Source organism: Pseudomonas sp. GNP014 (assembly GCF_054344005.1).
On sequence record NZ_JBTGUS010000001.1, the window covers coordinates 5,769,383 to 5,790,463 of the forward strand.

General features: G+C 61.1%; 19 protein-coding genes and 1 pseudogene. 6 read left to right on the plus strand and 14 right to left on the minus strand.

The genetic code is table 11. From position 1 onward, the window contains the following. Positions 1-197 precede the first annotated feature (197 nt). Both ACXX9E_RS25960 and ACXX9E_RS25965 read left to right on the plus strand, forming a co-directional pair. Entirely contained in the window at positions 198-956 is a 759-nt protein-coding gene (locus ACXX9E_RS25960; protein WP_177490681.1) for a hypothetical protein, read from the plus strand. 451 nt (positions 957-1,407) lie between these two features. After that, entirely contained in the window at positions 1,408-1,671 is a 264-nt protein-coding gene (locus ACXX9E_RS25965; protein WP_336347330.1) for a hypothetical protein, read from the plus strand. Between the two features lie 309 nt (positions 1,672-1,980). Here the strand turns inward: ACXX9E_RS25965 and ACXX9E_RS25970 are convergent, their stop codons facing one another. The 4 genes and pseudogenes from ACXX9E_RS25970 to ACXX9E_RS25985 all read right to left on the minus strand — a co-directional run bounded on the left by ACXX9E_RS25970 (position 1,981) and on the right by ACXX9E_RS25985 (position 6,408). Further along, positions 1,981-2,862 (minus strand): methyl-accepting chemotaxis protein, encoded by an 882-nt coding sequence (locus ACXX9E_RS25970; RefSeq protein ID WP_437180223.1) that lies wholly within the window; start codon positions 2,860-2,862, stop codon positions 1,981-1,983. Next, positions 2,842-3,948, minus strand: a pseudogene (locus ACXX9E_RS25975) (HAMP domain-containing protein); the annotation flags it as partial. The pseudogene ACXX9E_RS25975 and the gene ACXX9E_RS25970, both read right to left, overlap by 21 nt. 108 nt (positions 3,949-4,056) lie before the next feature. Beyond that, complete coding sequence (locus ACXX9E_RS25980) at positions 4,057-5,457, minus strand: aminotransferase-like domain-containing protein (RefSeq protein ID WP_186744963.1); 1,401 nt, start codon at positions 5,455-5,457, stop codon at positions 4,057-4,059. Between the two features lie 189 nt (positions 5,458-5,646). After that, positions 5,647-6,408 carry an SDR family oxidoreductase gene (locus ACXX9E_RS25985; RefSeq protein ID WP_123466861.1) on the minus strand — a complete coding sequence of 254 codons (762 nt, stop codon included), beginning with the start codon at positions 6,406-6,408 and terminating at the stop codon, positions 5,647-5,649. Between the two features lie 238 nt (positions 6,409-6,646). Between ACXX9E_RS25985 and ACXX9E_RS25990 the strand changes: the two genes are divergently transcribed. After that, the gene (locus tag ACXX9E_RS25990; RefSeq protein ID WP_123466863.1) at positions 6,647-7,651 is read left to right on the plus strand and encodes an NADP-dependent oxidoreductase; all 1,005 of its coding nucleotides are present in this window, start codon (positions 6,647-6,649) and stop codon (positions 7,649-7,651) included. A 125-nt stretch (positions 7,652-7,776) separates the two neighbouring features. Here ACXX9E_RS25990 and pyrF read toward each other — a convergent pair whose 3' ends face one another. Continuing rightward, a complete protein-coding gene (gene pyrF, locus ACXX9E_RS25995) occupies positions 7,777-8,475 on the minus strand; it encodes an orotidine-5'-phosphate decarboxylase (RefSeq protein ID WP_177490680.1) in 699 nt (232 codons plus the stop codon). A 295-nt stretch (positions 8,476-8,770) separates the two neighbouring features. Between pyrF and ACXX9E_RS26000 the strand changes: the two genes are divergently transcribed. The 3 genes from ACXX9E_RS26000 (at position 8,771) to xopAW (ending at position 11,561) form a co-directional block, all read left to right on the plus strand. Continuing rightward, complete coding sequence (locus ACXX9E_RS26000; protein WP_123466867.1) at positions 8,771-9,520, plus strand: response regulator; 750 nt, start codon at positions 8,771-8,773, stop codon at positions 9,518-9,520. After that, positions 9,520-10,569, plus strand: a complete 1,050-nt coding sequence (locus ACXX9E_RS26005) for a sensor histidine kinase (protein WP_123466869.1) — start codon at positions 9,520-9,522, stop codon at positions 10,567-10,569. Before ACXX9E_RS26000 ends, ACXX9E_RS26005 begins: the two co-directional genes overlap by 1 nt. A gap of 143 nt (positions 10,570-10,712) precedes the next feature. Further along, positions 10,713-11,561 (plus strand): XopAW family type III secretion system calcium-binding effector, encoded by an 849-nt coding sequence (gene xopAW, locus ACXX9E_RS26010; protein WP_458556409.1) that lies wholly within the window; start codon positions 10,713-10,715, stop codon positions 11,559-11,561. Between the two features lie 1,304 nt (positions 11,562-12,865). Here xopAW and ACXX9E_RS26015 read toward each other — a convergent pair. The 9 genes from ACXX9E_RS26015 to ACXX9E_RS26055 all read right to left on the minus strand — a co-directional run bounded on the left by ACXX9E_RS26015 (position 12,866) and on the right by ACXX9E_RS26055 (position 20,958). Further along, positions 12,866-13,918, minus strand: coding sequence for an AI-2E family transporter (locus ACXX9E_RS26015; protein ID WP_123466873.1), 1,053 nt, complete (start codon positions 13,916-13,918; stop codon positions 12,866-12,868). 71 nt (positions 13,919-13,989) lie between these two features. Then, positions 13,990-14,796 (minus strand): DUF4892 domain-containing protein, encoded by an 807-nt coding sequence (locus ACXX9E_RS26020; protein ID WP_458556410.1) that lies wholly within the window; start codon positions 14,794-14,796, stop codon positions 13,990-13,992. A gap of 115 nt (positions 14,797-14,911) precedes the next feature. Then, positions 14,912-15,766: an alpha/beta hydrolase gene (locus ACXX9E_RS26025; protein WP_123466876.1), complete on the minus strand. Its 855-nt coding sequence runs from the start codon at positions 15,764-15,766 to the stop codon at positions 14,912-14,914. Next, positions 15,763-16,569, minus strand: coding sequence for an alpha/beta fold hydrolase (locus ACXX9E_RS26030; protein ID WP_123466878.1), 807 nt, complete (start codon positions 16,567-16,569; stop codon positions 15,763-15,765). Before ACXX9E_RS26030 ends, ACXX9E_RS26025 begins: the two co-directional genes overlap by 4 nt. 289 nt (positions 16,570-16,858) lie before the next feature. Then, positions 16,859-17,302 carry a hotdog fold thioesterase gene (locus ACXX9E_RS26035; RefSeq protein WP_186744970.1) on the minus strand — a complete coding sequence of 148 codons (444 nt, stop codon included), beginning with the start codon at positions 17,300-17,302 and terminating at the stop codon, positions 16,859-16,861. Positions 17,303-17,333: 31 nt separating this feature from the next. Next, positions 17,334-18,989, minus strand: coding sequence for an AMP-binding protein (locus ACXX9E_RS26040; protein ID WP_458556411.1), 1,656 nt, complete (start codon positions 18,987-18,989; stop codon positions 17,334-17,336). Positions 18,990-19,117: 128 nt separating this feature from the next. Further along, positions 19,118-19,570, minus strand: coding sequence for a phosphohistidine phosphatase SixA (gene sixA / locus ACXX9E_RS26045; RefSeq protein ID WP_458556412.1), 453 nt, complete (start codon positions 19,568-19,570; stop codon positions 19,118-19,120). Next, on the minus strand, positions 19,567-19,914 hold the full coding sequence (locus tag ACXX9E_RS26050) for a DUF4389 domain-containing protein (protein ID WP_003227139.1): 348 nt from the start codon (positions 19,912-19,914) through the stop codon (positions 19,567-19,569). The genes sixA and ACXX9E_RS26050 overlap by 4 nt, the downstream gene beginning before the upstream one ends. A gap of 18 nt (positions 19,915-19,932) precedes the next feature. Further along, entirely contained in the window at positions 19,933-20,958 is a 1,026-nt protein-coding gene (locus ACXX9E_RS26055; protein WP_128613915.1) for an NAD(P)H-dependent glycerol-3-phosphate dehydrogenase, read from the minus strand. Between the last annotated feature and the right edge of the window lie 123 nt (positions 20,959-21,081).

Genomic DNA, 21,081 nt, shown 5'->3' on the forward strand with positions numbered 1-21,081 from the left:
GCCACTCGCCAAGGCGTTATAGTCCACCCCAGTGATGGCAATCTGCACATCAAGCGCCAGCATTCATATAAGCCATGCGCGGCCGATACAGGTTGAACCTGCCGAATCAACACGTCGAGCGGTGCTAGGCACCTAAAAGGCCAACCACTACACTCGCATGCGAACCCTATAAAGAGGTCTTACCGGTGACACCACTCATGATCACCCTGCTTGTCATAGCCGGGATCGCAATTCTGATCGCCATTGGCTACATGAACCATGTGGTGGAAAACAACAAACTGGAGAAGGCCCGCACCAAAGTCGAACTCAATGACCGCCTGCGCCGCTGTGGCGAATTGACCGAGACCTTCCCCGGCCAATTCATGACCCCGGCACTGAAACTGCTGTTGACCCGCCTGGAACTGAACGTCTGCCAGCGCCTGCTGAACCTGGAAAAAACCAGCGCCACGACCAAGGCCCGCATCACCGAATTGAGCGCGCTGGTGGCCCAGGGCGAATCGATTCCGGTCAACAACCCGCCAGCACCGATCCTGACCGAAGCCAAGGCCAAGGACGTGCGCTTCCTCCTTGAAGCCCTCCACGGCCAGATCACCCGCGCCGCCCACGATGGCTTTCTGCCGCCGAACGAAGCCAAACAGTGGGTCCGCGAAGTCCGCCACATCCTGGTACTGCTGCATATCGAGTTCTTCAACAACCTCGGCCAACAGTCCCTGCAACAAAACCAGCCCGGCCAGGCCCGCCTCGCCTTCGAACGCGGCGTGCAATACCTGCGCAAACAGCAGGATCCCCAGATGTACTCCGAACAACTGCAATACCTGGAAAAACTGCTGGCCCGCGCCAACGCCCAGGTCATGGACAAAATCGCCCCGGTTGAAGGCGAAGAAAACCAACTGACCGCCGGCCTCAAAGACGTCGAAGCCGATGCGGACTGGAAGAAGAAAGTGATTTACGACTGATTGCAGATGTTGAAAGAGAAGCCACCGAGAGGTGGCTTTTTTGTGGGCTCGCGGCTGTGAACCCGATAGGGACTGGATGAATGTCGGGGCGCTTTCCCGAGCAGGCTCGCTACCGCAGGGAGACCGGGTGTATCTGGTCGGGCGGGAGGCCACCATCGCAGGCAAGCCAGCCCACAGGGTTGATCATTCCCACACACAGCAAACTCGGTACACGCGTTAAACATTTCGAATCTGAAACACACTTCCCTCTGCGCTACTGCTTATTTATCCCCCCGAGAAAACAGAGAAACACCCTACAGATAAAGAGGAGTGGTCTTCTGTTTCCACTCAAATCCGCTGCCCAGAATGGCTGTCGAACAGAACTGCCTGGAAGCCCATTCGATCTTTTCAGTTGAATTCACGAGATCGCATATTTGGCAACCTTCATTCATAACAAAATGGACACGTCACTATGGACAACCTAGCTGCACAGTCGCAACTCACTGCCATCGGTCCGGGCAATAAAGTTTATCTGCAAGGGCATTTTGATTTTCAGAACAGCATCACCAGCCGCTACGCAAAAATCGTCAGCATTGATACCGCCACAGTAATCATTCAAAAACCGACTCTTCGAGCCAACCAGACAGAAGTCATCCGCCATCAAGCCATCACCCACATCAGTCTTGTCCCCCCGTACAAAACATTCGAAAGCGACACAAGCCCCATTCTCGGATAAACCAAAACCGAAACAGGTAAGCGCAGGCAATGCCAAGTCCACAACCTTTGGCAGCGCCTGCAGAGAATGCCTTCGTCAGGAAAATACCGGGCTGTCAGACGGGCTCGCGCAATGACCGAGCCTGCCACAAGGCCGAGTGTCAGCTCGCCTGCGTTTGAACTTGATCTGCGAGGTCCCAACGACAGGCTGAGTGGTGGAATTCATCCGGGGACGTCTGGCGAAACCAGACACATCGAAGAGGAGGTGCAACGAAGCACACCGGAGGCGATGCCCCCGGATGAATCCCGCAGCGGCCCAGAGGCCGCCAAGTCAAAGCCGAAAGTGCCCAACCATCCCCTTAAGCTCACTCCCCAACTGAGCCAGCTCAACACTCGAAGCCGCATTCCCCCGCATCGCCAGCGAAGACTGATCCGCACTTGCCCGAATACTCGTGACACTGCGGTTGATCTCTTCAGCCACCGAACTCTGCTCCTCGGCCGCCGCCGCAATCTGCTGATTCATCTGCTGAATCAACGACACTGCCGCCGCAATGCTGCCCAGCGCACTCTCTGTCTGCAGCGCATCGCTGACCGCCAGCTTCACCAGTTCACCGCTGCTCTGAATCTGTTGCACCGAGGAGTGCGCCGCCGCACGCAACGCACTGACCAGGCGCTCGATTTCCTCGGTCGATTGCTGCGTACGCCGGGCCAACGCGCGAACCTCATCGGCCACCACTGCAAAGCCCCTGCCCTGCTCCCCGGCCCGGGCCGCCTCAATGGCCGCGTTCAACGCCAGCAGATTGGTCTGCTCGGCGACGCTTTTGATCACCTCGAGCACCGTACCGATGTTCTGGATCTGCGCACTCAGGCTGTCGATGCTGGAACTGGCCGACGTCGCCGAATCCGCCAACTGCTCGATCCGCGCCATGCTCTGGCGCACCACTTGCTGACCGCTCTCAACCTTGTCATCCGCTGTCTGCGCCGCCAGCGCCGCTTCTTCGGCATTGCGCGCGACATCATGCACCGTCGCTGTCATCTGGTTCATGGCGGTGGCGACCTGCTCGGTTTCTTCCTTCTGGCTGCTGACCTCAAGGTTGGTCTGCTCAGTCACCGCCGACAGCGATTGCGCCGAACTCGCCAGTTGCTCGATCCCCGCCTGCAGACCGCTGACAATCGTGCTCAGCCCGGCGCCCATCTGCTGCATGGCCAGCATCAACTGGCCAATTTCGTCGCGACGGTTGACCTGCACCGTCGCACTCAGATCACCGGCCGCGATCTGCTGCGCAACCTGAATCACACTGCGCAGCGGCGCAACGATCAGCCGGGTAATCACCCACGCGGCAATCAACCCGACCAGCAACGCCAGCGCCGATGAGCCGATGATCAACAGCGAGTTTTTCTTCAGTTCGGCCTGCATCGCCGCGTCTTCGGCGACCGACGCTTGATCCACCCGCTCCACCACTTGTGCGGCACGTTGATGCAATTGCTCGTAGACCGTTTTTTCCTGGGTCAGCAGCCCAGTGTATTCGGCCAGTTTGTCGTTGAAGCCGGCAATGTGCCCGGAGACTTCGTTGAGCACCGTCAGATAGCCTTCGTCCTTGACCGTCAACTTCAGCGCCTCGGCCTGTGTCTGCGCCTGCGCCGCTTGCTCGATATTGCCCTTGCCGGCACTGTCGGCATCGCCTTTGCGACTTTGATCCAGACGCACCCGCGCCTCGTTCATCGCTTGCAGCATCAGCATCGACACCTGACTGACCTGCCCGGCCTGCTCGATAAACTGCGCACCGTCCTTGCCCTCGGTGTCTTTCAAGGTATACGCGCCATCATCGGCCAGCCCTGCCTGCAACACATCGAGGTTGTTGGCCACGCTGGAGACCGACCAACTGGCCATTTCCAGGGCAAGGTCCTTCGCCTGGGTCAACGAAACGAATTCATCGAACGCCTTGCGATAAGCCCCCAGGGACTGTTCGACATCCGTCATCACTGTCACGTAGGCCGGCGATTGCGCCTTGAGTTCGTTGGCCTGAGCGACCAGCTCGTCCACCCCCTTGCGCAAGGCATCGGCGGTTTTCGGATTGCCGCGCAAGGCGTACTCCTGCTCGAGCAGACGCACCTTGAGCAGGCCGCTGTTGAGCGAGGACATCTGTTTGAGCCCTTCGAAGCGCTGGCTGATGGTTTGCAGGGACCAGACACCGATGGCTGCCACCAAAGCGGTCAGCAGCAAAACCAGCACAAACCCGACACCCAGTTTTTTCGCCATACCGAGGTTGGCAAAACGTCCTTGCACGGCCGAAATCATTGCGCGTAGCCCTCTGCCTTAGTCTGTTGACGAAGATTCGCAATGGCCAATCAACGGCACAAGTCTCTGGCGTCGGAATAATGGCAAAAAGCTAGGTCCGCGTCGTTTTCAGAACACTGGAGGTCGATCCACACCGGTATTGCGGAAAAACTGCCGGGCGCGTGGATCGCAGGCGAAGGCGATGTTGATCCGATGCCAGTCGCTGGTCTCACCACTGGGACTGAACGCCTCCGGGGCGGCCAGCAACACGCCGCTGCGTTGCGCCTGCGTTCGTACGCGGACTGGATCGGCCAGCGGCGCACGCGCCCAGATAAACAACCCGCCCGTCGGCTTGCCGAAAACCTGCCAATTGGCGTCCTCCAGCGCCTGCAGTGCTGCCGCGCGGTCGGCATTCAAGCGCTGACGCTGGCGCTGCACCAGTTTGCGATACGCGCCAGACGCCATCAGGCTGGCCAGCACCGCCTCGGAGAACCCGCTGCCACCCAGGCCACTGATCATCTTGACCTGGGCCAGGCGCACCAGCAGTTCGCGGTCGGCCAGGACAAATCCGACCCGCAGCGAACTGCTCAGAGTCTTGGAAAAGCTGCCCACGTAAATCACCCGCCCCTCATCGTCCAGCGCGGCCAGGCGTGTACCGTTGCCAGTATGCAGATCGGCGTAGACATCGTCTTCGATCAAGCGCACATCGTAGGTTTTACTCAATTGCACAAGACGCTGGGCGATGGCCAGTGTCAGGCAACTGCCGGTGGGGTTGTGGTGGTGGCTGTTGACGAACAAGGCGCGGGGCCGATATTGGCGCAGCAACGCCTCGAGCGCCTCGACATCCGGCCCGCTCGGCGTGCGACGCACTTCGAGCATGCGCAGCCCATGCAAGCGCAGGAGGTCGAACAACCCTGGATAGCCGGGTGTCTCGACCACCACGCAGTCACCGGCCTTGAACAATGTGCGCACGATCAGATCCAGTGCATGACTGGCGCCGTTGGTGCTCATCAGCTGGGTGCTGCGCGCCTCGATATCGAACAGTTTGAGACGTCTGGCGATCTGCTCGCGCAGCGCCGGAAGGCCCAGTGGCGAGCTGTAGTCGAACAGGCTGGCCATGTCGGTGCGCGCCACTTCACGCAGTGCGTAGCTGAGGTCGTCCGGCTCACGCCAGCTTTGCGGCAAACCACCGCTTCCAAGCTTCAGGCCACGGGGGCCGCCACACACCGCACCACATCTGGCCTGCTGGCTCTCCAGCAAGCCAGATTCATCCTCGACACTCAACAGCGATGGCGTTGCAGCGACGATAAACCCCGCACCCTGACGCGCACTCAGAACCCCCTGCGAGACCAACCGCTCGCACGCCTCGACGACACACGACTGGCTCAGCAGATTGTCGCGGGCGATTTGCCGCACGGAGGGAAGTCGGGTCGTCGGTGGTACGTCATTTTGCAGGATCCATCCCGTCAATCCATCCACAATCTGCTGCACCACCGGCACCATTGCCTGTCGGTCAATTCTCAATTCCATGAGCAAGCAAACTCCTGTCCGTTTTGCTGCCCGCAGTAAATCACAGCCGCGGCGCACAGGCTGTGCGACAACGCCGCCAAAAGCACCCGTTCTAACCCTTTGATACACATTGTTTAGCGGTTTAATGGAACCGATCCGCGCCCATAAAAAAACCCGCACGCAGGCGGGTTGTTTTCTGGCAGGACGGTTTCAGAACGCGGTCACGCCGCCGTCCACCGCCAGGGAATGCCCGGTGGTGAACGCCGCACCGTCGCTGCACAGATAAAGCACGGCACTGGCGATTTCTTCGACCTTGCCGATACGGCCGACCGGATGCATGGCGTTGGCGAATTCGCCTTTCTTCGGATCCGCCTCATAGGCGCGGCGGAACATGTCGGTGTCGATCACCGCCGGGCACACTGCGTTGACGCGGATTTTCTTTTTCGCGTATTCGATGGCCGCCGACTTGGTCAGGCCGATCACCGCGTGTTTCGAGGCTGCGTAGATGCTCATTTTCGGCGCCGCACCGAGGCCGGCCACCGACGCCGTGTTGACGATCGCGCCGCCGCCCTGAGCCAGCAACAGCGGCAACTGATACTTCATGCACAACCAGACGCCTTTGACGTTGACGCCCATGATCGCGTCGAACTCGTCCATCGAGCCCTCGGCCAGCTTGCCCTTCTCGATTTCGATACCGGCATTGTTGAAGGCGTAGTCAAGACGACCGTAGGTATTGATCACCTCGTCCATCAGACTTTTCACTTCGCTTTCAACGGTTACGTTGCAACGTACGAAGGTCGCTTCGCCACCGGCTGTACGAATCAGCGCTACGGTGCCTTCGCCCCCCGCCGTGTCCAGATCGGCCACCACTACTTTCAGACCTTCGGCGGCGAACGCCTGGGCGGTCGCGCGGCCGATGCCGTTGGCAGCGCCAGTGACCACGGCAACCTGACCGGAAAACGTCATGCTCATTGTTATGTCCTCTAAGGGATTGGATGCAGAGGGTGTGCAGACTTGCAGCATAGCCACCGGGGGCTGTCGGGCGTCAGCACTATCAAACGGCTGTTTAGGTGCCCATGCGTCACAGTGATAAACCTGTGCGGGTGACTATCACTGCACTGGATCGACCAGCATTCGCCCCGGCAGCCAACCTTGCGACATCGTCGATGAAGGTCTATCAACAAGGCTTCATTCCGTTTGAGTGCCTGCCATGACTTCCCAGACCAATCGCCAGTTCCTGCTCGCCAAACGCCCGGTGGGTGCCGCAACCCGCGAGACTTTCACCTATCAGGAAGTGCCGGTCGGCGAACCGGCGCAAGGCCAGATTCTGGTCAAGAACCAATACCTGTCCCTCGACCCGGCCATGCGCGGCTGGATGAACGAGGGCAAATCGTACATTCCACCGGTGGGCATCGGTGAAGTCATGCGTGCCTTGGGTGTCGGCCAGGTGATCGCCTCGAACAATCCGGGTTTTGCGGTCGGGGACTACGTCAACGGTGCCATTGGTGTGCAGGATTATTTCCTTGGCGAGCCCAGAGGTTTCTATAAAGTCGATCCGAAACTGGCGCCGCTGCCGGTGTATCTGTCCGCGCTGGGCATGACCGGCATGACCGCCTACTTCGCCCTGCTCGACGTGGGCGCACCGAAGGCGGGCGACACCGTGGTTCTCTCGGGTGCCGCGGGTGCGGTGGGCAGCATTGCCGGACAAATTGCCAAGATCAAAGGCTGCCGCGTGGTCGGCATTGCCGGTGGCGCCGACAAGTGCAAATTCCTTGTCGATGAACTGGGCTTCGACGGCGCCATCGACTACAAGAACGAAGACGTGATCGCCGGGCTTAAACGCGAATGCCCGAAAGGCGTCGACGTGTATTTCGATAACGTCGGCGGTGACATCCTCGACGCGGTGCTGAGCCGTTTGAACCTGAAGGCACGGGTGGTGATCTGTGGCGCCATCAGCCAGTACAACAATAAAGAAGCGGTCAAGGGCCCGGCCAACTACCTGTCGCTGCTGGTCAACCGTGCGCGGATGGAAGGCTTTGTGGTGATGGACTACGCGGCGCAATACGCCAGTGCTGCACAGGAAATGGCCGGCTGGATGGCCAAGGGGCAACTCAAGAGCAAGGAAGACATCGTCGAAGGTCTGCAGACCTTTCCGGAAACGCTGATGAAATTGTTCAGCGGGGAGAACTTCGGCAAGTTGGTGCTGAAAGTCTGAGGCCACCACCCGACAATTGCAGGGGTGAGCCTGCTCGCGATAGCGGTGTATCAAGCAACGGCAATGTTGACTGATACACCGTGATCGCGAGCAGGCTCACGCCTACGGGGTTTTGCGGTGTTTGCTCAGGCGATTTCGGCCACGACCGAAGCCAGTGCCTTGGCCGGATCCGCCGCCTGGCTGATCGGACGGCCGATCACCAGATAATCGGAACCTGCATCCAGCGCCTGACGCGGGGTCAGAATGCGACGCTGATCGTCCTGCGAACTGCCCGCCGGGCGAATCCCCGGGGTCACCAGTTGCAGCGACGGGTGCGCGGTTTTCAGTGCCGTGGCTTCCAGCGCCGAGCACACCAGACCGTCCATTCCGGCCTTCTCGGCCAGCGCCGCCAGACGCAGCACCTGCTCCTGTGGCTCGATGTCCAGACCGATACCGGCCAGATCCTCGCGCTCCATGCTGGTCAACACGGTCACGCCAATCAGCAATGGCTGCGGGCCGCTGCGTTTGTCCAGCTCTTCACGGCAGGCCGCCATCATGCGCAGGCCACCGGAGCAATGCACATTGACCATCCACACGCCCATCTCGGCAGCGGCTTTCACGGCCATTGCGGTGGTGTTGGGAATGTCGTGGAATTTCAGGTCGAGGAACACCTCGAAGCCTTTGTCACGCAGGGTGCCGACAATTTCCGCGGCGCAACTGGTGAACAGTTCCTTGCCCACTTTGACCCGGCACAGTTTCGGGTCCAACTGGTCGGCCAGCTTCAGTGCGGCGTCACGGGTGGGGAAATCCAGGGCGACGATGATAGGAGTCTGGCAGGCGGACATGGATGGGCTCTCAGGCAAGTCGAAATCGGCGCGCATTGTAGCGGAACCGGCGGCGGCGCGGCACCCGATGATCGGTAAATCGTCGCGCCGGCCGTGATCAGCATAGCGCTCGCTGCTATTGTGTCGATCCCGATACACAACCGACACGCCGCCAACAAGCGCCCACGCTAGCCTCGCCAGCCGCAACACGTCCTTACATCAGCACTTCCCGCCTCACGGTAGGACGCCTATGCTGAAACCACCACCTCGCAGCCCATCTTTGTGGTTGGCGGCCTACTGGCAGATGAACAGCCCCATGCACAACACCCAAAGCACCATGACGGATGAGCATAAAGACGACAAGCGCTGGAGCATCCGCGCCCTGATCGTCGACGACGACGTGCCGATCCGTGAGTTGATGATCGACTATCTGGCCCGTTTCAACATTCACGCCAGCGGCGTCACCGACGGCGCAGCCATGCGTCAGGCGATGCTGGCCGAGCATTTCGACGTGGTGGTGCTCGATCTGATGCTGCCTGGCGAAGACGGCTTGTCGCTATGCCGCTGGCTGCGCGCCGAATCGGACATCCCGATTCTGATGCTCACCGCCCGTTGCGAACCCACCGACCGCATCATCGGCCTGGAACTGGGCGCCGACGACTACATGGCCAAACCGTTCGAACCACGGGAGCTGGTGGCACGGATCCAGACCATCCTGCGCCGGGTGCGCGACGACCGTACCGAGCAGCGAGCCAACATTCGCTTCGACAACTGGCGCCTGAACAGCGTCTTGCGCCAGTTGATCGCCGACGACGGCCTCGTGGTGCCACTGTCCAACGCCGAATTCCGTCTGCTCTGGGTGTTCATCGAACGCCCGCGCCGGGTACTGAGCCGCGAACAATTGCTCGATGCCGCCCGTGGTCGTTCGATCGAAGCGTTCGACCGCAGCATTGATCTGCTGGTGTCGCGCCTGCGGCAGAAACTCGGCGACGATCCCAAAGCACCGCAGTTGATCAAAACCGTGCGCGGTGAGGGTTACCTGTTCGACGCCAGGGACATCGGCTGATGCGAGCGCGCTTCGACACGTTGTTCGGCCGCCTGTTTGGCGTGCTGTTCGTGGCGATTGTCCTGGCGCACCTGCTGGCCTTTGCCTGGTTTCACCATTACGGTCCACCGCCCCCACCACCGCCCCCGGAGTTTGCGCAAAATGCCGAGGGGCAGCCGCTGCCACGGGACCTTCGTTACCCGCCACACCCACCGCGCCCATGGTTCGGCGGCCCGGTGGTGCCCCTGACGTTTCAGTTCATCACCCTGATGATTGCCGCGTGGTACGGCGCCAAGTTGCTCAGTCGACCGATCCAGCGCCTGAGCGACGCCGCCGAGCGCCTCAGCGAAGACCTCGACAGCCCGCCGCTGGACGAGTCCGGCCCACGGGAGGCGCGGCAAGCGGCACACACCTTCAACCTGATGCAGCAACGCATTCGCGAACAGGTCCAGCAACGCGCGCGGATGCTCGGCGCCGTCTCCCACGACCTGCGCACACCGCTGTCACGCCTGAAACTGCGCCTGGAAAACATCAGCGATGACAAGCTGCAAAGCCAGATGCGTCAGGATCTGAACGACATGATCGACATGCTCGACGCCACCCTCACCTACCTGCACGAACAGCGCACCAGCGAGGCGCTGCAATTGATGGACGTGCAGGCCCTGGTCGAATCGCTCTGCGAAAACGCTCAGGACCAGGGCGCGGACGTGCAGGTCAGCGGCCACTGCGCACCGTTGCCCGTGCAGCCGATGGCCTTGCGTTCGTGCATCAACAACCTGATGGACAATGCCTTGCGCTACGCCGGACAGGCACGCATCGAATTGCAGGATCAGCGCGAGCAACTGCTGATTCGCGTGATCGACCACGGCCCGGGGATTGCCGAAGACAAACGTGAGGCGGTGTTCGAACCGTTTTATCGCCTGGAAGGCTCGCGCAACCGCAACTCCGGCGGTGTAGGTCTGGGCATGACCATCGCGCGCGAGGCGGCGCAGCGGCTGGGCGGGCAGCTGAATCTGGAAGAAACACCCGGCGGCGGCCTGACCGCCATCATCCGCCTGCCGCGCACCTGAGAACACCACCGATCGTTGTAGGTTTGCGTGCGCTGCCAATCTGTGTAACCACCGGTACAAAGTCCAAACACCCAGGACACGTTGCCCCTTGAGTCTGCATAAGCCGGTACACCACCGGTTTTCCATCCCAGGGAGTGAGTCCGATGATCGGTAGCGTCAGCAACTACACGAGCTATACCAGTACCAGCAGCACCTCCACGCAAAACGCCCGCAGCCAGCAACTGCAAAAGCAACTGTTCGCCACACTCGACAGCAACGGCGACGGCGCGGTGAATCAGGACGAACTGAATAGCGCCCTGTCGGAGAAATCCGACGATGGCCTGCTGGTCAACCTGAGCAAACAGTTCGGTGATCTGGACAGCGACGGCAGCGGCAGCCTCAGCGCCGAAGAAATGACCGCGATGACCCCGCCACCACCGCCCCGCGACCAGGCCCCGAACACCGACCTGGCCGACGCCCTGATCAGCGCCCTCGACACCGACAGCGACGGCGCCATCAGCAGCGACGAACTGAGCAGCGGCCTGACCAGCGCCGGCAGTAGCGCTGACAGCAACCAGATCTTCTCGGCCCTGGACAAGAACAAGGACGGTACTGTCAGCCAGGACGAACTCACCGCCAGCCTGACCCCGCCGCCCCCACCGCCAGAAGCGAACAGTGACGAACTGTTCAGCCAGCTCGACACCGATGGCGACGGCAGCGTGACCGCTACCGAACTGAGCAGCGCGCTGCAGACCCGCGACAGCACCTCGACCACCAGCACCGACAACAGCGCCGCGCTGCTCAAGGTGCTGGACAGCGACAGCAGTGGCGGTGTCAGCAGTGATGAGCTGAAAGCCGCTTTACAGGCAGGTGGTGAACGACCGGATGAAGAGCAGACGGCTTCTGCGCAGACGACTGCCGAAGCGCTGAACCGTATGATTGCCAACCTGAGCAAGCAGTATTCACTGACCAGTACGGCACCGGTGGGCAAATATCTCAACGTTGCCACGTAATGGCTGTGTGAGCTGCCGAAGGCTGCGATCTTTTGGTTTTTTTGGGAGCTGGAGTGCGCAGTATTCGGCAGTTATTGGGTTGGAATTCGGTTGGAATTCGGTTGGGGTTTGGGGGTTTTTGAGCATATCCGTTGCTGCGGGTGTTGCTGATTACGGTTCCGCCCTTACGGCGGGTCACTTTTTCCAGACGCCGAAAAAGTAACCAAAAAGGCTTCCCCTGACGTACGGCACTTCGCTGGGGCTCAGTGTTCCCTCGCTACGGTGTCCACCAGGGGGCATCGCCTCCGGTTTGCTTCGCTGCACCTCCTCTCGATGAATGCGGCTTCGCCGCACGGCGCTGCGCGCCTACCCCCCTGATGAACACCTCCGCTCGGCCTGCCGATGGGGTGGCAGATCAAAAGCAACATCAAAAGCCAGAGCCAAAGCCAGAGCCAAAGCCAAAGCCAGATCAAAAGATTGCAGCTTTCGGGAGCTTGCATCGGATTGGGGGCATTCGGTTAGGGATTGGTTGGTTGGCCGGCCGCCATCGCGAGCAGGCTCACTCCTACAGGTGGATCGGGTACATCAGTAAAAGATTGGTTGGCTGGTTGGCCGCCATCGCTGGCAAGCCAGCTCCCACAATGGGTTGGGGGCATTCGGTTAGGGATTGGTTGGTTGGCCGGCAGCCATCGCGAGCAGGCTCACTCCTACAGGTGGAGCGTGGGCAGTCTGCAAGAGGTTGGTTGGCTGTCAGGCCGCCATCGCTGGCAAGCCAGCTCCCACAGTGGGTTGGGGGCATTCAGTTAGGGATTGGTTGGTTGGCTGGCCGCCTTCGCGAGCAGGCTCACTCCTACAGGTGGATCGTGGGCAGTCTTGCAAGGGATTGGTCGGCTGTCAGGCCGCCATCGGCTGGCAAGCCAGCTCCCACAGAAAAGTCAAAGCAAGAGCTGCGCCCACCGTGCACCGCTTCTGCCCCTCACCACTCAACAGGATGAGCGCAAGCTCGGCTGCAGCTTTTGATCTTGATCCACGGGCGACTTCGGAAGGCTGAGTGGAGGGATTCATCCGGGGGTGGGAGCGCAGCGACCGTTTGGCGCAGCCAAACACATCGAGAGGAGGTGCAGCGAAGCAAACCGGAGGCGATGCGCCCGGATGGAGCCCGGAGCGAAGGAACCCCGAGCCCCAGCGAGCGGGCCGCACGTAGGAGCAAGCCTTTTTGGTTACTTTTGAGGCGTTTGTCAAAAGTGACCCGCCGTAAGGGCGGAACCCTAAGCCGCCGTTACCGCAGCAACGGATATGCCCCCCCCAAAAAAAGCCCAAAAAAATCAACGCCGATCCTCAACCCGAACCTGACTCTTACTCCAATCCGTCAACAAACTATAAGCCACCGCCAACAGCGTAGGCCCAATAAACAACCCGATAAACCCAAACGCAATCAACCCGCCAAACACCCCTAGCAACACAATCACCAACGGCAGATTACCGCCACGGCTGATCAGATACGGCTTGAGCACGTTATCCACGCCACTGATGATGAACGTCCCCCAGATCCCGAGAAACACCGCCATCCCATACTCACCCTTCCACGCCAGCCAGGCCGTGGCCGGTACCCAGACCAGCGGCGGCCCCATCGGAATCAGACTCAGCAGAAACGTCACGATCCCCAACACCAACGCCCCGGGAACTCCGGCAATCAAAAACCCGATCAGCGCCAGCACGGCCTGTGCCGCCGCCGTCCCGATTACCCCGTTGACCACCCGCTGCACCGTACCGGCCACCAGTTCGATGTAATAACCCGCGCGTTCACCGATCAAGCGCTGCAGCAACCCATGAACAAACGCCGCCAGTCGCGGCCCGTCACGGTAGAAAAAGAACACAAAGACAATGCTCAGGGTCAGTTCGAGAATCCCGCCACCGATCTGCGCACTGCGCGCCAGCAGCCAGTTGCCGACCTGTCCCAGATAGGGTTTGACCGACACCATCAGGGCCGCGCCCTGCTGATCGATGCTGTTCCAGATGCCCACCAGCCGTTCGCCCACAAATGGCAACGTGCCGAGCCAGGCCGGCGCTTCGGGCAAGCCGTCCACCTGTACATCCTTGATGAACGCTGTGGCATCGCGCACATGATCGGCCAGATTGAACCCCAGCCACACCAGCGGCACCGCCACCAGCAACATCCAGCCCAGGGTCAGGATCGCCGCCGCCAGGGATTCGCGACCATTGAGCCAACGGGTCAGCAGGCGCATCAGTGGCCAGCTGGCAAAGGCCAGTACTGCGCCCCAGAACAGCGCCGACCAGAACGGCGCCATCACCCACAGGCTGGCGCCAAACAACACCAGCAGCAGGATCTGCACCAGCAGTCGATCGTTATTGAGCATGTAAGGTCTCGAAAAAAAGTCAGTCAGGCCAAGAGTAGGCGAACACGCGGTTCGTGCTCGCCCGCCAGAGCTTATCGCAACAGCTCGATGCGCAGGCCAGCGCCGTCGACGCTGCCGGTTTCCATCCGGGCGGCACGCACACCCTGATTGATCAGGGCCTGGCGCCAGGCCTCGGCTTTGGGCCCGGAAACCGTCACCCGCTGGGTGGTATCGAGGTTCAGGCCACGCGAAATCAGGCGCAACCAGGTGTCATCGGGCTCATTCACCAATTGGGGAAAATGCAGTTCGCCGGTGCTCTTGAGCTGGCGCAGCAAGGTCGCCGAGGTTGGCAGCAGCTCGCCCAGCGGCGCCATCGCCTCGAACTGCTCGACGTGCAGATAGGCTTTGCGATTGCCGCGGGTGATGCTGTAAAGCGCCACCAGTGTGTTGTCCTGTGGTGCCGCCAGCCTCAACAGCAGATACGCCTGCTGCTCGTCGGCACCGTACAGTTTGGCGTTGCCGAACACCTCGTTGGCCCACAGGCTGCTTTCGCCGCAATCACGGGCCTGGCACCAGAACAACAACCCGGCGCCCTGTTTTTGCAGGGCTTCACGCGCGGCGGTAAACGCCTCGGTAGCGGAATGTTCCGGGGGTAATTCGTAGGTCACCGAGGTGGTCTGGCCACGGGCAGTGACCTGCCCGTCGAAGCGCAACTGCCCGCTGATCTTGCGAATCGAGCCCATCGGGTAGATCCGCTCCAGCTCGACCGGAGGCCGATAATCGACGATTTGCGCATCGGCCAGACGCGGCACGATCTGCAGATCCTGACTGCCCGGCACATCGGCGGCGAATGACAAGGAACTGCAACAGCACAGCACCAACAGACCGAGTGAGCGCATAGTCCGGCTCATCGGATAGACATGTCGTGGCGGATCGGGGTCGCAGCGGTATAGCAATCCATCGTGGTTGTCTCCCATTTCAACCCGACCAGCCTCGACAGTTGCCCGCAGCAAGTCAAGGAATGGCGAAGAACCGATTGAAACAGTCTGCGACAAGGTCGGCACCGGCCTCGTCGTTCAGGTGCAAATGATGCCCACCCGGCAGCTGTTCCCGGCTAAAGGGTAGACGCTCCAGCAGCGCCGGGTGTCTGGCCAGCATGCCGTCCGCCGCGACCACCAGGTGCGCCGGACACTGGATGCGCTGAACGAATGCCATCGCCTGTTCCTCGGTCAGGCGCAGCGGCGATGGCAGGGTCAGACGATTATCGGTGCGCCAGGTATAACCGCCCGGCACCGGCATCAGCCCTCGTTGCGCCAGCAACTGCGCGGCCTCGCGACTGACCGCCACCAGGCCTTTCATTCGCGCTTCGATGGCCCGGTCGAGGGTGTGGTAGACCGGTTTGCGCTTTTCGCGCAGGTCCAGTTGCGCCTGCAGGGCCATGCCCATGCGCTCGGCGGCGTTTTCGCCTTTGTCGGTAGGAGGAATCACCCCGTCAATCAACGCCAGGTGGCTGATGCGTTCCGGCAGCGAACCCGCCAGCACCAGCGAAACAATGGCGCCCATCGAATGCCCGAGCAGGCCGAAGCGCTGCCAGCCCAGTTGTTCGGCCACTTGCAGCACGTCATGGGCATAGTCCCAGAGTGCATAACCAGCACCGTTCGGACGATGCCCGGAATGGCCGTGCCCGGCCATGTCCAGAGCAATGATGCGCAGGCCTTTGAGCTTCGGGGCCAGCCGCGCGAAGCTGTTGGCGTTGTCGAGCCAGCCATGCAGTGCGATCACCGGCAGACCGTCCTCGGGGCCGAACAAATGCGCCGCCAGCTCGATATGCGGCAGGCTCAGGCGCACTTCTTCGAAGGTCGGGCTCATGCGCAATCCTTGTCCTGACGGGCTTCCCAACGGTTGAACAGGTTCTTCAGCAAGCGTGCGGTGTCTTGCGGGCGCTCAAGCGGGAACATGTGGCCACCGGGCATGCTCAACGCCTCGCCCTGGGCAAGGCGCGACACGAAGCGGGTGTGATGGCGCATGACCACATTGCTCTTGTGCCCGCGCACCACTGCCAGTGGCACCTGCAATTGTCGTGTGCGGCCGGGACTGGTGTGCGGCACGCCGCGATAGATGCTGATTTCGGTGGCCGGATCGAAACGCAGGCGCAGCTTGTCGCCAACCTTGTGCAAACCGTGTTGCAGGTAGGCGTCGAAGCACTCCGGATCGAAACCGCGAAACAGGCTCTTGCCGGCAAAATAGCTGCGCGCGCTGTCGAGGTCGGCAAACTCTTCACGGCGTCCCAGCGTGCGCCCGGCCGGGGTCAGCCTGTCGATGAAACCGAAGCGCTTGGCAGCGCGGATCACCCACTGGTCAGTGCGGGTCAACACCGGCGAATCGAGCATGACCACGCCGCGATACAGTTCCGGGCAACGCAGCGCCGCATGCAAGTGCAACACGCCGCCGAAGGAATGGCCCACACCCCACACCGGTTGATCCTGCTGTTGCAAATGGTGGATCAACTCGTCGACCAGGTTGTACCAGTTGTCATCCGCCGGGAAACGCGGGTCATGGGCATGCTGCTCCAGATGCGCGACCCGGTACTCGGGCGCCAGCGCCGCGAACAACTTGCCATAGGTACCCGAGGGGAACCCGTTGGCGTGGGCGAAAAAGATCGGTTGCGACATGCGGGTAAATCCATGAGCGGGAAACGTGGCGTTGATTGTCCGTAAGACCGCGCCTCCCGGCAATGACCGTAACTGCCAGGAATGATGACAGTCTGGTCAGCGTGATGGTGCGTCCGGGAGATCGCTGCCCCCTCACCCCGACCCTCTCTCCCAAGGGGGCGAGGGGTGGGAGCAGATCTTCATGGCTTTCAAAGCCGATACTCGACTCGATCTTTCAGGTCGATGGAGAACGTGAAAACCGCACGTCCGGCCCACGGGCCGGGATGAGGGCATCACTGAATAAACCCACTCAACGCGCCGGTGGCTGCTCGCCCAACGGCACCACCGCCATGGTCAACCGCGAAACACAACTGGCCTTGCCTTCATCGCTGGTCAGGCGGATATCCCAGACATGGGTGGTGCGGCCGATATGAATCGGTGTGGCCACCGCTGTCACTCGCCCACTGCGCAAGCCGCGCAAATGGTTGGCGTTGATCTCCAGCCCCACGCAATAAAACTTGCTGGCATCAATGCACAGGTAACTGGCCATCGAGCCGACGGTTTCCGCCAGCACCACCGAGGCGCCGCCATGCAGCAGACCGTAAGGCTGGTGGGTGCGGTGGTCGATGACCATGCTCGCCGTCAGCGATTCCTCGTCGAAGGACTCGAAACGGATATCCAGCACTTCGCCGATGGTGTTTTTCTGGATTGCGTTCAACTGCTCGATGTTCGGAGTGGTGCGCCACAAGGTCATCGCAGGCTTCCTTTGTTGTTTTGATCGTCACTCAATCCTGCCACAGCACCGCCTCGCTGCGCTCGCTCCATTCTTCGAAGCGCGCGCCGTAAGTGTCTTCGATGACATTGCGTTTAATTTTCAATGTCGGCGTGAGGAAACCGTTTTCCACCGCCCAACTGTCCTTGACCACCACCAGCCGGCGCAGGCGCTCATGTTTGTCGAGCACCGCGTTGACCTCTTCCAGCAGCTTCTCAAGGCTCGAATGCAGGCTCGCCCGCCCCTCGTCCTGATTGACCGTCGACAACACACACAGGCCCAGCGGCGCACTCAGGCCGTCACCGACCACACACACCTGCTCGATCCGTGAATGCACCGCCAGGCGGTTCTCGATCGGTGCCGGAGCCACGTATTTCCCTTTGCTGGTCTTGAAGATTTCCTTGAGCCGCCCGGTCAGGCGCAAGCGCCCCTCGGCATCCTGCTCGCCCTTGTCGCCGGTGCGCAGAAAACCGTCCCCGGTCAGGGTTTCAGCGGTTTTCTGCGGGTCCTTGAAATAGCCGAGCATGTTCGCCTGACTGCGCACCTGCACTTCGCCGGACTCATCAATGCGCACCTCGACCTCCGGGCACGGCTTGCCGATCCAGCCCTGTTTGTACTGGCCAGGCAGGCAGATGTGCGAGTAGCCGCAACTCTCGGTCATGCCGTAGACCTCCAGCACCTCGAGGCCAAGCGTCTGATACCAGTCGAGCAGGGACTGCGGCACCGGCGCTGCGCCGGACAACGCCACATGCAAGGCATCCAGCCCCAGCCCCGCGAGCACTTTGTGCCCAACCCGCTTGCCAATGAACGGCAGTCCGAGGAGGAAATCCAGACGTTTGGCCGGGATCTTGCCGTACACACCCATCTGGAATTTGGTCCAGATCCGCGGTACACCGAACATCGCCGTGGGCCGCGCCCGCTGCAGGTCGGTGATGAAGGTGTCGAGGCTCTCGGCAAAGAACACCGTCTGCCCGGTGTAGATCGACGCCAGTTCGACGAACATCCGCTCAGCGACATGGCACAGCGGCAGGTACGACAGCAACCGGTCGTTCTCGTTGAGCCCGAACAGTTGCGTGCCATGAGTCGTGGCAAACCCAAGGTTGGCGAAGCTGTGCATCACGCCTTTGGGCAGGCCGGTGGTGCCGGACGTGTAGATGATGGTCGCCAGTTGCTCGCCAGCAGGGCGCGGATCGTCACGGATCGGCGAGCTCTTTTGCAGGTCGTCCCAAGCGAAATCGAACGCGCCGGGCGGATGCAGCGGCAGGCTGATGGTCGGCAGCCCCTGCGGTATGCCTCGGGACATGCCGGGCCAGTCATCGAGCTTGCCGATGAACGCCAGTACGCTGTCCGAATGCGTGAGAACCTGATTCACGGAGTCAGCGGTGAGGTTGGGATACAGCGGCACCGAGACATGCCCGGCCATCCAGATGGCGAGATCGGCGATGATCCAGTGCGCGCAGTTTTTCGAGATCAGGGCAATATGGCTGCCTTGCGGCAACTCCCGGGCGCGCAGCCAGTGCGCAGCGCACCGGGCCTGATGGCCAACATCGGCCCAGGTCAGGGTCTCGACCTGCCCGCCACCGATGGGCTGTACCAGAAAGCGCTGGCGCGGATGCCGGGCCTCGCGTTCGTAAAACACGTCCAGCGGCAATCGGAAGGCAGCAGACATGCGACTCGCTCCTGTTTTTTGGGTCTGGAGCAAGCGTAGTCAACCAAGCAAGTGCTTGGTTGGAAAATTCAGACAAATAATTTCGTCCGCACGCGGACCCTGCAGGAGTGAGCCTGCAGGGAACGGTGTTATGGGTGCTTGAGGCTGTTAAGCGTCATCGAGCCAATCAGCAGCTCAGGGCTTTCCAGCTCGGCCAGCCCCGCGGTGCTGACTTTCTCCGGCGGATACCCGGCGCCATGTTGCAGATAGCTGAGCAGATAGCCCACCAACGGGTTGTGACTGACCAGCAGTACATTGCTGACCGACACCAGTTGCTCGGCGACTTTGTCCGGGTCGGACTCCGGCGTCAGCCATTCGACAGTGCGAATTTCCGGCTCGAAACCCAGCGCCTCGCGAACAATCTGCGCTGTCTGCTGTGCACGCAGATAGGGGCTGGCGTAGATCGCCGTCAGCGGCTGACCGATCAACCGGGCTGCACTCTTCAAGGCTTCCTGACGACCGTGTTCAGTCAGCTCCCGCTCGGAGTCGGGGCGCGAGCCATAAGGCTCGGCCTCACCATGACGCAATACCCAGAGTTTCATAGCTTGGGTTCCTCATCTCGAGCCGGATGCGGTGCCGGTGGCACGGCGTGCGGCGCTTCACCTTCCGGGGTGCGCGGCGTTGGCCAGTCGGCGAATGGCCACGGTTTCTGGTCACTGTGAAAACTGCCGAAACGCCCGATCTGCGCGAGAAACTGGCTCAGGCTGTCGCCGAAATTCATCAGGCCGGCGCTTGGAGCGCCATAAATCAAACGATAGATCAGTTGCACCAGCACCACCGCGCCGAGGATGAACTGCGCCACTTGCCAGACCAGCACGTAGACGATCATCCACAGCACCCGCAGGAGGATGGATTCGTACTTGGCTTCGGTTTTCGGATCGTTCATGGTTCGCTTCCTGTTGAATCAGTTGAAACCGCTGGTGGAAATAAAGTCGACGTCGGTTTTCGGCTCGGCACGCATCAGTAGACCGATCACCTGTTCCAGCGTCCGTCCTTCGAACAGGATCGCGTGCAGCCCGGCGACCAGCGGCATGTACACACCGACCTCCTGGGACTTGGCCTTGAGCACTTTCAGGGTATTGACCCCTTCGGCCACCTCGCCCAGACGCGACACCGCTTCGTCGAGGCTCAAGCCCTGGCCGAGGGCGAACCCGACCTGATAGTTGCGGCTCTTGGGTGAGGAGCAGGTGACGATCAAGTCACCGACCCCGGCCAGACCGAGGAAGGTCATCGGGTTGGCGCCCTGATTCACTGCAAACCGGGTCATCTCGGCGAGTGCGCGGGTGATCAGCATGCTCTTGGTGTTCTCGCCCATCTCCAGCGCCACCGCCATGCCGGCAATGATTGCGTAGACGTTTTTCAACGCCCCGCCCAGTTCGACACCAAAGCGGTCGGCACTGGCGTAAACGCGGAAGGTGCGACCGTGCAGCGCGGCTTGCACCTGCTTGCACAAGTCTTCGTCTTCACTGGCGACCACCGTGGCGGTCAGCGCGTGCTCGGCGATTTCCCGCGCCAGGTTCGGCCCGGACAGCACGCCGATGCGCGCCTGCGGGGCGATTTCTTCGAGGATCTGGCTCATCAGCTTGAAGGTCTGGGCTTCGATGCCCTTGGTCAGGCTGACCAGCATCTTGCCGCTCAGGCGCTCGGCGTGGGGGGCCAGCACCGTGCGCAGTGCGCTGGAAGGCAGCGCGACGAAGCACAGTTCGCAGGCGTCGAGGGTTGCCTGCAAGTCGGTGACGGCGGTCACTCCCGGCAGAATCTTGATGCCCTTGAGATAACGCGGGTTCTCGCGATTGACCCGAATGGCCTCGGCCTGCTCGGGGTCACGCATCCACTGCCGGACTTGATGGCCGTTCTCGGCCAATAGATTGGCCACGGCGGTACCAAAACTTCCGCCTCCCAGGACCGCAATCGGGCGCTGTTCAGTCATATGCAATCCGTTAATCCATACCAGTGGCGATGCCGGCATTATACGGGGCGACCGAGTCGCGGCCAGCCCCTGCATCAATTACCGACACTTGTAGGAAGAAGACCAATAAAACCTAGGAAAATG

What these genes read in the sequence shown, in the direction of transcription:
- ACXX9E_RS25960 (WP_177490681.1), top strand. Translation starts at nt 198, where the DNA reads ATGATCACCCTGCTTGTCATAGCCGGGATCGCAATTCTGATCGCCATT.
- ACXX9E_RS25965 (WP_336347330.1), top strand. Translation starts at nt 1,408, where the DNA reads ATGGACAACCTAGCTGCACAGTCGCAACTCACTGCCATCGGTCCGGGC.
- ACXX9E_RS25970 (WP_437180223.1), bottom strand. Translation starts at nt 2,862, where the DNA reads ATGCTGGCCATGCAGCAGATGGGCGCCGGGCTGAGCACGATTGTCAGC.
- ACXX9E_RS25980 (WP_186744963.1), bottom strand. Translation starts at nt 5,457, where the DNA reads ATGGAATTGAGAATTGACCGACAGGCAATGGTGCCGGTGGTGCAGCAG.
- ACXX9E_RS25985 (WP_123466861.1), bottom strand. Translation starts at nt 6,408, where the DNA reads ATGAGCATGACGTTTTCCGGTCAGGTTGCCGTGGTCACTGGCGCTGCC.
- ACXX9E_RS25990 (WP_123466863.1), top strand. Translation starts at nt 6,647, where the DNA reads ATGACTTCCCAGACCAATCGCCAGTTCCTGCTCGCCAAACGCCCGGTG.
- pyrF (WP_177490680.1), bottom strand. Translation starts at nt 8,475, where the DNA reads ATGTCCGCCTGCCAGACTCCTATCATCGTCGCCCTGGATTTCCCCACC.
- ACXX9E_RS26000 (WP_123466867.1), top strand. Translation starts at nt 8,771, where the DNA reads ATGCACAACACCCAAAGCACCATGACGGATGAGCATAAAGACGACAAG.
- ACXX9E_RS26005 (WP_123466869.1), top strand. Translation starts at nt 9,520, where the DNA reads ATGCGAGCGCGCTTCGACACGTTGTTCGGCCGCCTGTTTGGCGTGCTG.
- xopAW (WP_458556409.1), top strand. Translation starts at nt 10,713, where the DNA reads ATGATCGGTAGCGTCAGCAACTACACGAGCTATACCAGTACCAGCAGC.
- ACXX9E_RS26015 (WP_123466873.1), bottom strand. Translation starts at nt 13,918, where the DNA reads ATGCTCAATAACGATCGACTGCTGGTGCAGATCCTGCTGCTGGTGTTG.
- ACXX9E_RS26020 (WP_458556410.1), bottom strand. Translation starts at nt 14,796, where the DNA reads ATGCGCTCACTCGGTCTGTTGGTGCTGTGCTGTTGCAGTTCCTTGTCA.
- ACXX9E_RS26025 (WP_123466876.1), bottom strand. Translation starts at nt 15,766, where the DNA reads ATGAGCCCGACCTTCGAAGAAGTGCGCCTGAGCCTGCCGCATATCGAG.
- ACXX9E_RS26030 (WP_123466878.1), bottom strand. Translation starts at nt 16,569, where the DNA reads ATGTCGCAACCGATCTTTTTCGCCCACGCCAACGGGTTCCCCTCGGGT.
- ACXX9E_RS26035 (WP_186744970.1), bottom strand. Translation starts at nt 17,302, where the DNA reads ATGACCTTGTGGCGCACCACTCCGAACATCGAGCAGTTGAACGCAATC.
- ACXX9E_RS26040 (WP_458556411.1), bottom strand. Translation starts at nt 18,989, where the DNA reads ATGTCTGCTGCCTTCCGATTGCCGCTGGACGTGTTTTACGAACGCGAG.
- sixA (WP_458556412.1), bottom strand. Translation starts at nt 19,570, where the DNA reads ATGAAACTCTGGGTATTGCGTCATGGTGAGGCCGAGCCTTATGGCTCG.
- ACXX9E_RS26050 (WP_003227139.1), bottom strand. Translation starts at nt 19,914, where the DNA reads ATGAACGATCCGAAAACCGAAGCCAAGTACGAATCCATCCTCCTGCGG.
- ACXX9E_RS26055 (WP_128613915.1), bottom strand. Translation starts at nt 20,958, where the DNA reads ATGACTGAACAGCGCCCGATTGCGGTCCTGGGAGGCGGAAGTTTTGGT.